This is a genomic window from Candidatus Endomicrobiellum trichonymphae (genome assembly GCF_002355835.1).
Taxonomy (GTDB): domain Bacteria; phylum Elusimicrobiota; class Endomicrobiia; order Endomicrobiales; family Endomicrobiaceae; genus Endomicrobiellum; species Endomicrobiellum trichonymphae.
Genome location: NZ_AP017459.1, coordinates 523,138 through 538,207 on the forward strand (window position 1 = coordinate 523,138; position 15,070 = coordinate 538,207).

General features: G+C 35.4%; 17 protein-coding genes and 1 tRNA gene. 15 read left to right on the top strand and 3 right to left on the bottom strand.

Annotated elements, in window-relative coordinates:
* The first annotated feature begins 19 nt into the window (after positions 1-19).
* The 5 genes from RSTT_RS02585 to RSTT_RS02600 are packed head-to-tail and all read left to right on the top strand — an operon-like array spanning position 20 to position 3,047.
* Positions 20-589, top strand: coding sequence for a type ISP restriction/modification enzyme (locus RSTT_RS02585; RefSeq protein ID WP_172412898.1), 570 nt, complete (start codon positions 20-22; stop codon positions 587-589).
* Positions 590-601: 12 nt separating this feature from the next.
* Positions 602-1,366: a TatD family hydrolase gene (locus RSTT_RS02590; protein ID WP_096525566.1), complete on the top strand. Its 765-nt coding sequence runs from the start codon at positions 602-604 to the stop codon at positions 1,364-1,366.
* A 36-nt stretch (positions 1,367-1,402) separates the two neighbouring features.
* The gene (locus RSTT_RS06135; RefSeq protein WP_172412830.1) at positions 1,403-1,570 is read left to right on the top strand and encodes a hypothetical protein; all 168 of its coding nucleotides are present in this window, start codon (positions 1,403-1,405) and stop codon (positions 1,568-1,570) included.
* Positions 1,571-1,612: 42 nt separating this feature from the next.
* Positions 1,613-2,224: a TatD family nuclease-associated radical SAM protein gene (locus tag RSTT_RS02595; protein WP_015423362.1), complete on the top strand. Its 612-nt coding sequence runs from the start codon at positions 1,613-1,615 to the stop codon at positions 2,222-2,224.
* Positions 2,214-3,047 carry a 3D domain-containing protein gene (locus RSTT_RS02600; protein WP_096525567.1) on the top strand — a complete coding sequence of 278 codons (834 nt, stop codon included), beginning with the start codon at positions 2,214-2,216 and terminating at the stop codon, positions 3,045-3,047. Before RSTT_RS02595 ends, RSTT_RS02600 begins: the two co-directional genes overlap by 11 nt.
* Before the next feature lie 185 nt (positions 3,048-3,232).
* On the opposite strand, the gene RSTT_RS02605 is transcribed toward RSTT_RS02600, so the two are convergent.
* The 3 genes from RSTT_RS02605 to RSTT_RS02615 form a co-directional block, all read right to left on the bottom strand.
* Positions 3,233-3,318: transfer RNA gene (locus tag RSTT_RS02605), tRNA-Leu, on the bottom strand.
* A gap of 154 nt (positions 3,319-3,472) precedes the next feature.
* Positions 3,473-3,928 (bottom strand): N-acetyltransferase, encoded by a 456-nt coding sequence (locus RSTT_RS02610; protein ID WP_096525568.1) that lies wholly within the window; start codon positions 3,926-3,928, stop codon positions 3,473-3,475.
* A 160-nt stretch (positions 3,929-4,088) separates the two neighbouring features.
* Entirely contained in the window at positions 4,089-4,649 is a 561-nt protein-coding gene (locus RSTT_RS02615) for a 2-oxoacid:ferredoxin oxidoreductase subunit gamma family protein (RefSeq protein WP_096525569.1), read from the bottom strand.
* A 187-nt stretch (positions 4,650-4,836) separates the two neighbouring features.
* Between RSTT_RS02615 and hrcA the strand changes: the two genes are divergently transcribed.
* The 10 genes from hrcA (at position 4,837) to alr (ending at position 15,045) form a co-directional block, all read left to right on the top strand.
* Positions 4,837-5,874 carry a heat-inducible transcriptional repressor HrcA gene (hrcA, locus tag RSTT_RS02620; RefSeq protein ID WP_096525570.1) on the top strand — a complete coding sequence of 346 codons (1,038 nt, stop codon included), beginning with the start codon at positions 4,837-4,839 and terminating at the stop codon, positions 5,872-5,874.
* 75 nt (positions 5,875-5,949) lie between these two features.
* Positions 5,950-6,522 (top strand): nucleotide exchange factor GrpE, encoded by a 573-nt coding sequence (locus tag RSTT_RS02625; protein ID WP_015423367.1) that lies wholly within the window; start codon positions 5,950-5,952, stop codon positions 6,520-6,522.
* Between the two features lie 107 nt (positions 6,523-6,629).
* Complete coding sequence (dnaK, locus tag RSTT_RS02630) at positions 6,630-8,495, top strand: molecular chaperone DnaK (RefSeq protein ID WP_172412831.1); 1,866 nt, start codon at positions 6,630-6,632, stop codon at positions 8,493-8,495.
* 760 nt (positions 8,496-9,255) lie between these two features.
* The gene (gene dnaJ / locus RSTT_RS02635; protein ID WP_096526010.1) at positions 9,256-10,407 is read left to right on the top strand and encodes a molecular chaperone DnaJ; all 1,152 of its coding nucleotides are present in this window, start codon (positions 9,256-9,258) and stop codon (positions 10,405-10,407) included.
* Positions 10,408-10,842: 435 nt separating this feature from the next.
* Positions 10,843-11,205 carry a 30S ribosomal protein S6 gene (gene rpsF, locus RSTT_RS02640; protein WP_096525572.1) on the top strand — a complete coding sequence of 121 codons (363 nt, stop codon included), beginning with the start codon at positions 10,843-10,845 and terminating at the stop codon, positions 11,203-11,205.
* Entirely contained in the window at positions 11,202-11,669 is a 468-nt protein-coding gene (locus RSTT_RS02645) for a single-stranded DNA-binding protein (protein ID WP_096525573.1), read from the top strand. The genes rpsF and RSTT_RS02645 overlap by 4 nt, the downstream gene beginning before the upstream one ends.
* An 18-nt stretch (positions 11,670-11,687) precedes the next feature.
* On the top strand, positions 11,688-11,990 hold the full coding sequence (rpsR, locus tag RSTT_RS02650; protein ID WP_015423372.1) for a 30S ribosomal protein S18: 303 nt from the start codon (positions 11,688-11,690) through the stop codon (positions 11,988-11,990).
* Between the two features lie 39 nt (positions 11,991-12,029).
* Positions 12,030-12,479, top strand: coding sequence for a 50S ribosomal protein L9 (gene rplI / locus RSTT_RS02655; RefSeq protein WP_172412832.1), 450 nt, complete (start codon positions 12,030-12,032; stop codon positions 12,477-12,479).
* Positions 12,480-12,508: 29 nt separating this feature from the next.
* Positions 12,509-13,879 carry a replicative DNA helicase gene (dnaB, locus tag RSTT_RS02660; protein WP_096525575.1) on the top strand — a complete coding sequence of 457 codons (1,371 nt, stop codon included), beginning with the start codon at positions 12,509-12,511 and terminating at the stop codon, positions 13,877-13,879.
* A complete protein-coding gene (gene alr / locus RSTT_RS02665; protein ID WP_095558771.1) occupies positions 13,876-15,045 on the top strand; it encodes an alanine racemase in 1,170 nt (389 codons plus the stop codon). Before dnaB ends, alr begins: the two co-directional genes overlap by 4 nt.
* Positions 15,046-15,070 lie beyond the last annotated feature (25 nt).

Sequence of the window (15,070 nt, forward strand, 5' to 3'; positions counted from 1 at the left end):
TTAAGAAAAAAAATATAAAATTACAGATAAAACAAATTGGAAATTAAAAGAAGCGCGTGAAGATTTAATTAAAAATTATAATCAAAGGCTTATTCAGCATAGAATTTTTGATTTTAGATTTTCATCGTTAAGTAAAAAATCAAATGCTTTCATGGGCAGGCCTCGCTATAGAACAATGGAACACTTCGATGGTAAAAATAATATCGGATTATGTTTTACGAGAGTTTTCAACGCAAATACAGATATTTATAACAGAATCTTTATAGGCAGGAATATAATAGACCGTCATTTACATAGCGATGCAGTTTATATCGTTCCGCTTTTTATTTATAAATACAATATGTTACAAGAAGCAGAAACACCGACACCGAATTTTACAAAAAAGTTTTATAAAGAATATTTAGATACACTTTCATTTAAGCCCGCCCCTGAATATATATTAAATTATATTTATGCCGTGCTGCATTGTCCCAAATATCGCAAGACTTATATAGAATTTTTAAAAACAGGTTTTCCATCTGTTCCAATGACGAAAAATAAGTGGTACGATAAAGAAGAAACAAATGTTTTTGAGGAAGAGGTAAGTTGAACAAAAGAAAAAATGATTATTGACACCCACGCTCATATGTCAGATTCAAGATTTGACAACGACAGAGAGATCGTTATACAAAAAGCTTTTGATTGCGGTATAGAGAAAATTTTTGAAATAGCTTGTGAAATGCGTTATTGGGATAGAGCTTTAGAACTTTCAAAGCGAGATAATATTTTTTTATCGGTCGGCGTTCATCCTATTGAAACGACTAAAGCAACGCGAGAGGATTATTATAAACTTCAAGTTTTAATTCAAGATAAAAAATGTATAGCTATTGGCGAAATAGGTTTAGATTATCATTATGACTCTTCGTTGCAAAATACTAATACTCAAAAAGAATCTTTTTTTAAACAAATTGATATTGCAGTTAAATATAACAAGGCGGTTATCATTCACTGTCGAGATGCTTATGATGAAATGATTGATTTTTTTAAAAAATATAAAAATGTTCCCAAAGGAGTTATCCACTGTTTTTCAGGTACTCCTAAACAGGCAAAAATGTTTATTGAAATGGGATTTTTACTCGGCATTAACGGCCCTGTAACATACAAGAAATCAGATAATTTAAAACAGGTTGTTTTTGAGACTGATTTAAACAAATTATTAGTTGAAACTGATTGTCCGTATCTTGCTCCTCAAAAATACAGAGGACAAAGAAATGAGCCGTCTTATATAGCTGAGACTTTAAAAGAAATTGCGGCAATAAAAAATATATTAATTAATGAAGTGGTGCAGATAACAACGCAGAATGCACTGAAACTTTTTGGCATTTAACTTATAGCTCTGTCATTCTGAATAAATAAATTTAGTTTGGAATTTGATTCAGAAGTGTCGTTTGAAAGGGCATACGGCAAAAGACAGATTTCTAAAACCAAATCCGGAAAACGACATTCTATTAATTTTTCCTGTGGGATTATATGTCTGCCGGCAGGCATAAGAGTTATGCAGTTTTTTATCCTCACAAAAATAAAGCATTGATTTTTCAATAAAATGTTTATAAGTAGCCGCAGGACTTTAATCATGGAATTTATTATGAATACTGTTTCTTATGTCTTTGGAGATAATCTTTATTTAAATATAACCAACAGGTGTATGATGGCATGCCCGTACTGCATAAAACACAAGTGGGCTAACAAATTCAAAGGTAACGATTTAAAACTTGAAAAAGAGCCGTCATGTGAAGAAGTTATAGAAGCTATAGGAGATCCTAAAAAATATAACGAAGTAATTTTTTGCGGATACGGCGATTCTTTGATTAATCTTGAATCGGTAAAAGAAATTTCAAAATGGATAAAAGAAAACAGCGGGAAAGTGAGAATTAATACTGCCGGTCTTGCAAACCGTTATTACGGTAAAAATATTCTGCCTGAATTAAAAGGGCTTGTCGAGGTTATTTCGATAAGTTTAAACGGCTCAAATCCCAAAGAACATAACGAACTCAATCATCCTATGTTTAAGGAAGAGTCGTTTAATGAAATAATAAAGTTTGCCGAAGAAGCAAAAAACCATATCCCCGAAGTTGTCATAACTGCTGTAGAGTTTCCGGGATTTGATATTTCAAAAGTTGAGAAAATCGCAAAAGAAGTCTGCGTACGGTTCAAAATGCGACCCTATTTGAATAATGAATATTAGATTTTTTGTAAATATCTTAAAATTATCGTTTATCGCGCTTGGGATTTTAGTACTGGCAAGTATTTTTTCGGCAATAACACTTATGTTCACGCGGGCTTATATCAATACCGGCGAAAAAACTTACACCGTAAAGCCTTATAAAAACATATCTTTAAAAACTGTTTTAGATAAAAATGGTATTTTTCTTAATGATGACGATATAGTCTCGCATGATATCAGTAAACCCATAAAGCCTTTGCAAACAGTAAAAATTATTCATGTTACAAAAGAACAAAAAAAAATCATTGAAAATACGCCTTTTAAAGTGACGTGGAGCAGAAAGTATAATTCTAATCTAAGAAAAGTTGAACTTCAAAAAGGTAAAGAAAAGAACATAATAAAAACCATTAATAAAATTTCTTATAACGGCATTTTATATAATACAAATGTTGTAAATGAACAGACTATGGCAAGAGAATATTCCCGTCTTGTATTGTTTAAAGCAAATAACGCAATAGAAAAGATTTATGATTTGTCAAAAGCAAAAAAAATCAAAATGGTTGCCACAGCATATTATCCGGGCGATCCTCTTGCATGGAAAGACGGAACAATAACTTTTCTCGGACAAAAAATGCAAAGAGGAATAGTAGCTGTTGATCCTAATGTCATACCTTTAAAAACACGCTTATTTATTCCAGGATATGGTTACGGATATGCCGGTGACAAGGGATCTCTTATAAGAGGAAAACGTATAGATTTAGGCGTAAATAATGCAAAGGAAGAGAAGTCTTGGAGGTTTAAAGATGTGAATGTTTATATTTTAGAAAAGTCAGATAAATATTAATTGCAGATTTATAAAAAAAAAACTTAAAATAGCGAGAATAAGGTTTTTTTGTTTTATATCTGGTTTCAGGAGATTTTTTCTCATCATCATCAGAATTTTAGCATATAGACAAATATTTTCACTTCATTCTCGCAGGAATTGTCTTTAAATACTTATAAAAGGTATAAAAATAAAATTTATATTAATGCCGAGGGCGGGACTTGAACCCGCACGCCGCCTAAGCAACTTGAGATTTTGAGTCTCACGTGTCTGCCAATTCCACCACCCCGGCTTAAAGATCTCTAAGCTTTACATATATTTTGTAAAAAAACAGTTCTTAATGTTTTGATATTTTTTCAGTTCACCATGTTTACACTTTTTTGTCAAACTCAAGTGTTGTATTATCGCCAGTTTGAGAAATCATTATACTATAATAGGAATAATTTTTATTTAAGCGTTATTAATAACGGAACTTCGCCGCACTCTGAAAATAAGTGACAGTTAATGCATTCGCTCCATATTTTGTGCGGAAGAGTTTCTTTAGGAATTATTTCGTATCCTAACTTTATAAAAAATTTAGGTTTAAAACTCAAGGCAAAAACCCTGCTTACTCCCAGATTTTTGGCATTATCTTGAAGTATTTTGACTATTTTTCTGCCAAATCCCTGTCCTTTATATTTGTCAGATACTGCTAAAGCTTTTATTTCTGCAAGATTTTCCCACGAAACATGCAACGCTCCGCAACCGACTATGTTATCTTCGCTTTCAAGAACGACAAACTCTTGAATATTTTCATATATTGCGCTTAGAGATCTGTGTAGCATTTCTTTATTGTTTGCGTGATATTCAACAAGTTTGTGTATTTCTTTTACATCCATAACTCTTGCTGATCTTATATTCATTTTATCCTCTTAACTCATCATGGCTAAATGAAGTACTTGAGATTTTGTTTCTTGCTTTTCAGTGTCTGGCAGATAAATAAAAAATATAAAAACTACTTAATTAAGTTATAAATTAAGTTTGTTTGTTAATAACCAAAAAATTATAGATTATTTTATAAAATCATATCCTGCTTGAATTGCTTTTTTTGTTTGTTTCAATAAGCTGCGGTTTTGAAGCAAAAATCTTTTCGCACGCAGACAGCACGCTTTTTAGAGTAATACCTTTTTCATCAGTATTTTGTTGAATATTAAAGCGGTGTAGTTCAAGAATTCTTATCAACGTTCCCACTGCAACTGTGTTTGCAGTTCTCAAGTTTTTGATTTCTTTATCTGCAATATCGGTTACAGGTATGAAGTAAGGTTTTACTTTATATTCCATATTCTGTGGTATAATTGAAGAATTGGCAATTACTATGGCATTGTCAATAACTCTGGATATAAATTTGTTTAATGACGGCTCGTTCAATGCTATCAGAGTGTCTGGATTGAAAGCAAGAGGGGAACCTATTTCATCGCTTGATACGACGACTGTAGAATTTGCTGTACCTCCGCGCATTTCGGCCCCGTAAGACGGGAACCACGTTGTATGTAATCCCTGTTCTATTGCTGCCTGTGCAATTAAAGTTCCGGCCAAGAGAACACCTTGCCCGCCGAAACCAGCTATTACTATTTCATTTTGCATCTCGATACCCTGATATAGAAAAATACTTCATATATAATACGATATTATTATCTATTTCGTCAATATTCCCACAATTGGCTAAAATGCGCTCTTGACATAATTCAATGTTAGTGCTAAAATTATTAGCACTTTACCATTGTGAGTGCTAAGATGTGATGATTGCTAAAATAAATTTTAAAGGGACAAAATGCGGCATACAGCGTTGGAAGTTTTGAAAGAGAGAAAAACTAAGATACTGAATGCCGTTATACATCATTATATTAGGATAGGAAAACCTGTAGGATCAGATGTTTTAATAAAAGAGTATAACATTTCTCTTTCCCCGGCGACAGTCAGAAATTTGATGGCAGAACTTGAAGAAGACGGATACTTGACACATCCTCACACATCTTCAGGTAGAATTCCTACTGACAAAGGGTACAGATCTTATGTCGATAGTCTTGTCAAGCTCCAAAGTTATGCCATTGAAGAAGAAGAAAGGATAAAAAGAGAGTATGAGGGAAAACACAATGAAATAGAAGATATCCTTTCGGAAACTTCCCGTATTTTGTCAGGACTTTCTCAATATACAGGTTTTGTTATGACTCCTAAAGCGCAGTATGACAAAATAAAAAATATCGAGCTTGTTCAGATTTCAGAAGAAGATCTTTTAGTTATACTACTTACTCAAAGCGGTATGGTAAAACATAAAAAAGTAAAAGCTTATCTTGCCTATGTGCAGCTGGGTAAGTTAAGAAATTTTTTAAATGAAAAATTAAGAGGCATATCGATTGCGCAGGCAAATAGAAAAATTATTTCAGAAATAAAAGATTTCAGACAGAATGAATCCGAAATTTTAAAAATTGCTGAAAAAATAAGCTACGTTTTTTACAATGTACAGGACGATATTTATATAGATGGTACGTCAAATGTAGTTGCTGCTCCGGATTTCAGCGATTTTGAACCGGTAAAGCTTCTTATAAAATTTAATGAAGATAAAGAAAAATTTATAGAGATAATAAATAAGGATTTTAACAGCGGCGGAATAAATGTAAAGATAGGTTCGGAAAATACGCTTGACGGACTTAAAGATTTAAGCATGATAACAACAACATACAAAAACCGAGAGCGGGCAGTTGGCGTTTTGGGAATTATCGGGCCTAAACGTATGGAGTATGAAAAAATGATGTTGCTTGTGAATCGTATTTCTGAAATGTTAAACAGGTTTTTTAAAGAAATGAGTTAAATAACGTACTGGTAATATGCGTCTGCATAAGATTATTCAGACACAGACAGTTACTAAGAAGGGGGGAGGGGCAATTTGGAAAACAAGAAACAAAGAATTCTAATCGAACAGGAAATACATGACTGTAACTACAATAAAGCAAGAGACGAAAAGATTTGTGAGCTTGAAATTTTAAAACAGTCTATTGAAGAGAAAAAAAAGCAAGCGCAAGATTATTACGATCAGCTTTTAAGGCTCAAAGCTGATTTTGAAAATTACATAAGGCGCTCCGAAAAAGAAAAAAAAGATTATTTAGAATGGGGAAAAGAGAAAATTCTTCTTAAACAAATCAGCATTGACGACGTTTTAAGACAGGCTTTAAAAAGTGCGAAATTAGGAAACAATATAGAAAGCATAGTGCTCGGTCTTGAAATGATAAGCAAGGAATTTTCAAAAATGCTGAAGGAAGAAGGTGTTAAAGAAATAGAATGCGATAAGTTTGACCCGAATATATGCGAAGCTTTAGAATATATTGGAAGCGAAGAAGAAGACGGAAAAATTTTAGAGGTTTACCAAAAAGGATATAAAATGAACGAAAAGTTAATTAGAGCGGCAAAAGTTAAAGTAGCAAAAAACAATAAGGAGAACATAGTGGGGAATGAAAAATAAGAAACGGAAAGAAAAAGAAAATAAGTGTCTACTATTAAAAAGCTGCTGCTTTAGAGGCAAAGTATTCTTACTTTACGACAAAAAGGGATTGATATAGGAGGAGTATTATGGCAAAGATTATTGGCATAGATTTAGGGACATCAAATTCGGCAGCGGCTGTTATGGAAGGCGGAAAAACCACTCTTATTCCTTCGGCTGAAGGAACAACACTGGGTGGCAAGGCATTTCCATCTTATGTTGCTTTTACAAAGGATGGGCAACTTTTAGTCGGTGAACCTGCAAGAAGACAAGCAGTTACAAATCCAGAAGGAACGATAAATGCTTTTAAGAGAAAGATGGGAACGAATTATAAATACAAAGTAAACGGCAAAGAATTTACTCCACAGCAGCTTTCGGCTTTTATTCTTCAAAAGATTAAAAAGGATTCAGAGGCTTATCTGGGCGAAACAATAACAAAAGCCGTTATCACAGTTCCCGCTTATTTTAACGACGATCAGAGGCAGGCTACAAAAGACGCGGGTGCAATTGCCGGTCTTGAAGTTGTAAGACTTGTAAACGAACCTACGGCGGCATCGCTCGCTTATGGCATAGACAAGGTTGGCAAAGAACAGAAGATATTGGTTTTTGATCTCGGCGGCGGAACTCTTGACGTAACAATTATGGAAATGGGAGCGGAGGGTACGTTTGAAGTTCTCTCAACTTCAGGCGATACGCAGCTGGGCGGAACCGATATGGACAATGCTTTAATTGACTATATTGCTGAAGATTTTAAGAAAACAAACGGGATAGATTTGCGCAATGACAAAATGGCGGTTCAGCGTTTAAAAGAAGCTGCCGAAAAAGCAAAAATCGAACTTTCAAATGTTTTGGAAACTGATATCAATCTTCCGTTTATTACGGCTGATGCCTCAGGTCCTAAGCATTTGGCGATGAAATTTACGAGAGCAACGCTTGAAAATCTTGTAAGACATATAGTTGAAAGATGTAAAGCTTCAATCGATCAGGCTGTAAAAGATGCGAAGCTTACGGCTGAAACGGTCACAAAAATAATTTTGGTGGGAGGACCTACCAGAATGCCAATCGTTCAGAAATTTGCGGAAGATCATGTCGGCAAAAAGGCAGAACGTGGAATAGATCCTATGGAATGCGTATGCTTTGGGGCAGCCGTTCAGGCAGCAGTATTGACAGGCGATGTCAAAGACATTCTTCTTTTAGATGTTACTCCGCTTACGCTCGGACTCGAAACTATGGGAGGCGTGAGAACTTCTTTGATAGACAGAAATACAACTGTTCCTGCAAAACGTTCCCAGGTATTTTCAACAGCTGCTGACAATCAGCCGAGCGTTGAAATTAATGTTCTGCAGGGCGAGAGAGCTATGGCAAAAGACAATTTATCGCTCGGCAGATTTATGCTTGACGGAATACCGCCGGCGCCTAGAGGAGTTCCTCAGATTGAAGTTACTTTTGATATAGATGCAAACGGCATTTTGCACGTTTCGGCAAAAGATAAAGGAACAGGCAAAGAACAGTCTATTAAAATATCATCGTCAACAAAACTTTCAAAAGACGATATAGACAAATACGTAAAAGAAGCGGAACAATATGCTTCCGAAGACGTAAAACGCAAAGAAGAGATTGAAGTTAGAAACGAAGCCGACAATCTTATTTATTCAGTTGAGAAAAGTTTGAAAGATCACGGCGATAAAGTTTCTGCCGATGAGCGGCTTATAATCGAACAGTCACTGACTGCAGCAAAAGACGCTTTAAAAGGCAGCGATGTTGCGACAATTAAATCGGCAAAAGAGGCATTGACAACAGCTTCTCACAAACTCGCCGAAGTAGTGTATAAAGCTTCGCAAGTGCAAGACACTCAAGGTGCAGCGCAGGGACAGTCTCAAGGCAATTCGCAGCAGACTGCCGATAACAGAGGGAAAGTGGTTGATGCAGAAATTGTGGATGAGAATAAAGAATAACAAGTAAGCTTTCTGTTTCATAATATCCATCCCCGCTTGACGGGGATGGATATTATGAATGAAAGAAATACTTTAATTTTTCAAAATGTTCCAACTGTTACAATTATGACAAATAAACTTAGTAATGTTCCTGTAATTTTAAAATATGAAAAATATCAATTTAATAGAAATTGTTAGAACTGAAAGTTTATCCATACGCAACAAAGATTCCGATTTATTATTCTGATGGAACATTAGCAGTTGCAAACGGAAATAGGAGAACAAGGTAAGAAAATTGAGTTAAAAATGAACGAATATGCTAATTTATGGGTTTGTAAATTAGACAATAATACATTATTTGAAATAAGACAACAATCGGGATAATCTTTTAAAACGATAGCGGATATATACACTCCTGCCGGAGAGTTTATTAAATGTGTAGATGAAGGTACTAGTTTTTATAAAACATATGGTAATGAATTTAAAATTGGCAGAATTAGGTTAACAAATTGTACTTTTGAAAATTACTCGGTTGAAATTTTATTGAAAAAGAGTGGTTCTATTTCTATTGATAATAATGGGAAGCAAATACTTTGAGTGGGTTGGGAAAGTAAATGGCGAAAAGTAGTAAGAGCTTTTAAATGAAACATTTCTACAGAATTATTGAAGTAATAAAATAACTAAAATGGATTGCCGATAACTCTAAACTGGGACATATTATTTTTGGATTATAGTTCGGTTTGCTGATTTCAGAATGGATAAACTGAGGAAAAAAAACAAAATGAAACGTGATTATTATGAAGTGCTTGAAGTTAGTAAAACCGCTTCGGTGGATGAAATAAAGTCAGCTTACAGAAAGCTGGCTTTAAAATATCATCCCGACAAAAATCAAGGAGATAAAGAAGCCGAAGAAAAGTTTAAAGAGATAAACGAAGCTTACGAAATGCTTTCAGATGTTCAAAAAAGACAACAATACGATACCTTTGGACATGATGCAGCGGGAGGAATGCCCGACGGCAGGAATCCTTTTGGCGGAAAGGGTAGCTATACGCAGTATAGTGGAGACTTTTCAAGTGTGGGCGATATATTCGGCGATATTTTTGGTGATATTTTCAGCGGCGGTTCCAGTCGCGCTAAAAATAGAGCTTCGCAAAGACGCGGTGAAGATTTGCGTTATGATGTCGAAGTTTCTTACCTTGACGCGATGAAAGGGACGAAAATCTCCATTGACATACCTAAGAGAGAAATCTGTTTTGTTTGTCGCGGAACTGGCAGTAAAGACGGTTCCGTACCAAAACAGTGTCCTCAATGTAAAGGTAAAGGTCAAGTAAAGTATTCGCAAGGTTTTTTCTCATTCAGTCAGGAATGTTCTCAATGTAAAGGCAATGGAATTATTATAAATAACCCCTGTCCCGAATGCAGAGGTGAAGGCACTGCAAATAAGAGAAAACCTATTAAGGTGAGAGTTCCCGCTGGTGTTGACGAAGGCACTTCTTTAAAAATTGCGGGGTCCGGCAATGCAGGTTCTAACGGATCTCTATCAGGCGACTTATATGTTATAGTGCATATGAAACAAACTGCTGGTTTTGAAAGAAAAGGCGATGATTTATATACGGAAATTTCTGTCTCTTTTTCACAGGCGGCAATGGGGATTGAATATGAAGTGCCTGTTATAGAAGGTCATATAAAGGTGAAAATCCCGCCATCAACGCAGCCAGGAACTATTTTAAGAGTGCGGAAACAGGGATTCCCTAAACTCGGGAGAAAAAACAAAGGTGATCTTTACGTTAAAATAAATATTTCTGTTCCTAAATCTATGAACGATGAGCAGAAACTAGCGCTTTTTGAATACGCAAAATCTATGGGCGAAGTTCCAAAAGACTCTAAATACCAAAGCGATAATTTTTTTAGTAAAATTTTTGGAAATAAATGAAGATATATAAAAAAGATATTGATACAAAATAGTTTAACAGCAATAACCTGCACTTTTGTTTTTATCATGTAGCTATTTTTTTTAAAACAGAGAAGCAGACTATAGAACCCATCTAATTTTTTAGTTATAGAAAAAATCTTATTTTTGGGAAAAGAAAGCTTTGAACTTTTGCAAATTTTTAAAAACACCTTTGGAAACAATATTTATGAAAAGTTCTGTCATTTTCTATTCTTTTGTTATTTAATTTCAAAATGACGAAAATATTGAAAATTTTGCCAGATTCTGATTTAACATGTTATTGAAAAAACTATTTATTTTGTATATAATAGTGGGTAAACTTTGCTTTGCGTATATTGCGTAAGGCTAAATCCCAAAGAACAGAGGTTTTATTTGAGGATAAATTCTTAAGGGAATTCCAAAAAGGAGCTGTAAAGTATGAATTACGAGAGCATATTTATTATTTCTCCCGAAGTGCCAGCAGAAAAAATTGAAGAACTCACCACAAAAGCAGTAAAAATCATTGAAGACTCGAAAGGAACCTTTAAAATGTCGCAGCAGTTTGGAAAGAAAAGATTTGCTTATCCGATTAACAAACTCCGTGAAGGAAGTTATGTTTATACGGAATTTAGCGGTAACGGCGAGGCGGTAAACGCGCTTGAAAGCTTTTTCAAATTTAACGATTTAATCGTAAGATTCCTGACGGTTAAAATTGAAAAAAAGAAAGTTGTTGCAAAAAAGACTGCCAAGTCAGAACCGCAGGCGGCAAAAACTACAAATGACAAAGGTGAAATAAAATGAGCCAGGAGCAAAACAGTTTCCGCTTGCCTGAACAAAACAGCGTTATTATTGTGGGTAGACTTACAAGAGATCCGGAATTGAGACGCACAGTCACGGGAAAAGCTGTCTGCTCTTTTGATATAGCTATCAGCGGAAGAATGAAAGATCCAGTTACCGGCGATTGGAAAGATGCCGAGCCGACGTTTGTTCCAATTATTGTTTGGAACAATCAGGCGGAAAGATGCGGCGAGCGTTTGAAAAAGGGACTTCCTGTGTATGTGGAAGGAAGACTTAAGACAAATAAATGGGAAGGAAAAGACGGTATAAAAAGAAGTCGTCTGGAAGTTGTGGCTTCAAGAGTTCAGTTTCTTTTCACAATAAAACAGGAATCCTCAGCTATAGACGCAAAACCTATTGATAGTATAAATGAATTACAGGAACAGTCTGATAACACCGTCGATGATGATGAAAATATACCGTTTTAAAATATTGGAGGGGGAAATATGACATTTATAAGAAAACCTGCAGGGCAGGCAAAACCTCAAAAGTATTCGACTGACGCTTATGGTCGTCCTGCCGGAAAGTTTAGAAGAAACGGACCGATAAGGAAAAAAGTTTGCCGTTTCTGTGCTGATAAAGTTGAGATAGATTACAAGAATTTAAGCCTGCTTCACACGTTTGTAACTGAAAAGGGCAAAATACTTTCGGGACGTATGACCGGCACATGTGCAAAACATCAAAGAGAACTTGATACAGCAATTAAAAGAGCAAGAATGATTGCGCTTTTGCCTTTTACAGTAAATTGACGCTTTGTGCCCGCGATGAATTTAGGTGCCGGAGGAAAAATGAAAGTTATATTGAAGTCCGACATTGCCAATGTCGGACGGCAGGGCGAAATAAAAGAAGTCTCGGCGGGATTTGCTAGAAATTATCTTATTCCGCAAAGTCTTGTTATGGAAGCCAACGACCTCAACCTTAAAATTTGGAAAAGGGAAAGAGGAATACTGGAAAAACATAGAGAAGAAATAATCAATTCTGCAAGAGAAATTGCTTCTAAAATGGAAGCTTCGAAATTTACTGCAAAAGTTAAAATAGGTGAAAACGGCAAGATTTTCGGTTCAATAACAACTGCAACTCTCGTAAAAATTTTTGAAGATAACGGTTTTAAAGTAAATAAACGCGATATTATTCTTTCGGATAATATAAAAGAAATCGGCGATCACGAAATAAGCGTAAGGTTTCATCCAGAAGTTGTTGCAAAGATAAAGCTTTCTGTTATAAATGAAAAAGAATAATATTATTTTCATTATTATTGGAATAAAAAATGGCAAATATAATTGAAAAAGTTTCACCTCAGGCTGTAGATGTAGAAATGTCGGTATTAGGTGCAATGCTTATAGAAAAAGAAGCCATTTTGAAAGTTATGGATATAATAAACGAAAATGATTTTTACAAAGAGATACACAGACAAATCTTTTTAGTCATCAACGATCTTTATATTGGGAACCATCCGGTTGATTTGCTTATAGTATCTGAAGCTCTGAAAAAGAACGCTATGTTTTCTAAAGTAGGAGGCACACATTATCTTACAGAATTGATTGATTCCGTACATACTGCCGCAAACGCAGAACATTATGCTTCGATTATACGCGACAAATCAATTTCAAGACAGCTTATCAACATAGGTTCTGCAATGGTAAGTAATGCATTCAACGAACAAAACACTCCAGATGAAATATTAGATAAATTTCAGGCTGCTTTGTTTAATGTTTCTCAGCAGAAAGGAAGAAAAGGGTTTTCAAGCGTTTCTAAGCTTGTAAGACCTATGCTTCAAAAACTTGAAAAACTGCATTCAAATCCAAAGGAAATTTCAGGACTCTCGACAGGTTTTGCCGATTTTGATTCCAAAACGACTGGATTTCATCCGTCGGAACTTGTAATCATAGCAGCACGTCCGTCTATGGGTAAAACTGCTTTTGCCTTAAATATTGCAGAACACGTAGCTGTTGTAAAAAAGAATCCTGTTGCTATTTTTTCGCTCGAAATGAAACAGGAAGCATTGATGATCAGATTCCTTGCTTCTTTGGCAAGAGTTAATATCGGAAGATTAAGAAACGGGCAATATAACAGTACAGATTGGCCAAGACTAACCGGCGCAGCAGAAAAAATTGCGGGAGCTCCCATTTTTATTGACGACGATTCTAATATAAGCGTTATAGAACTCAGAATAAGGGCGAGAAAGCTTGCAACAGAACTTAAAACTAAAGGGGAGCGGCTCGCTTTGATAATAATAGATTATATTCAATTTATACACGGTTCAGGCAGAAAATTTGAGTCACGCCAGCAGGAAGTTTCCGATATTTCCAGATCCCTTAAAGCTTTGGCAAAAGATTTGGATGTACCGGTCGTCGTTTTATCACAGCTTTCGAGGAGAACGGAAGACAGAGGAAGAAAAGACAATAAACCACAGCTTTCTGATTTAAGAGATTCCGGCGCTATAGAACAGGATGCCGACGTGGTTGCAATGCTTTACAGAGAAGGATATTACAACAGAGAAGATCCTGATTTACAAAGAAAAGCTATTCTTATAATAGGTAAACAGAGAAACGGTCCGACGGGCGACATAAATTTGATTTTTGAAGGCGAATATACTAAATTCTCTGACGAATCCAAAGTGCAAGATGATTATCAATGAAGAAAAAAATGCCCTCTGTAGTAGCCGTAACGAATAAAACAAGACAAACGGTTTTTTTTAGACAAAACTGGGTTGAAATTGATAGAAGTGATTTTCATTTTAATTTAAAAAAAATAAAAGAATATATTGCGAAAGATACTAAAATTATGGTTGTTATAAAAGCTAATGCTTACGGACACGGCGGAGTTGCGCTTGCAAAAGAAACTCAGAGAGCCGGAGTAGCTTGGATTGGTATTTCTTCGCTTGAAGAGGGAATACAGTTTAGGGAAGCCGGAATAAAGAGCAATATTTTGATTTTAGGGAATATTTTTCCTTTTGAAAATTTTCAGGTTGCGGTAGCCCATTCCCTAACTCCTACAATTTCCACGATGTCAGGACTTGCGGCTTTAGAATATTGGGCAGTAAGGTTAAATAAAAAAATTAATTTTCATTTAAAGATAGACAGTGGTATGGGAAGAATTGGAGTGGTACCCGAAGCCTCGTATCCCATACTACAAAAAATTGTGCAGATGCCCAAAACGAACATGACCGGCATGTACACTCATTTTGCTGTCGCGGATACTGACCCTGTTTTTACACAACAGCAGCTTGATATTTTTACAAATATTGTTAAATTTGCGCGCATAAATCTCGGATTAAAATTTATTGCACATGCCGCAAATTCGGCGGCATTATTTAGAAATAAGCGCACACATCTCGATATGGTGCGTCCGGGAATAAGCATTTATGGACTTACGCCTTTTAAACATGCAGAGAGATTTTTAAAACTTAAGTCCGTTCTCTCATGGAAAACAAAAATAATATTTTTAAAGAAAGTTCCAGCTGGATTTTGCGTAAGTTACGGAAGGACTTTTGTTACAAACAGAGCTTCGGTTATTGCTACGATTCCCGTAGGATATGCTGACGGCTATAACAGATTGCTGTCTAATAAGTGTGATGTCTTGGTGCGCGGAAAACGCTGTCCGATTGCTGGAAGAATTACAATGGATATGACAATGATAGATGTAACCGATGTAAAAGGAGTCACGCTTGGAGACGAAGTGGTTTTGATAGGAGTGCAAGGCAAGGAACATATAAAAGTGGATGAACTTGCAAAAATACAAAACACGATAAATTATGAAGTTACGTCCTCCATATCCGTTCGCGTGCCGAGAATTGTTGTTTAATAAAAAAGATAGAGCAGGTGCGGAC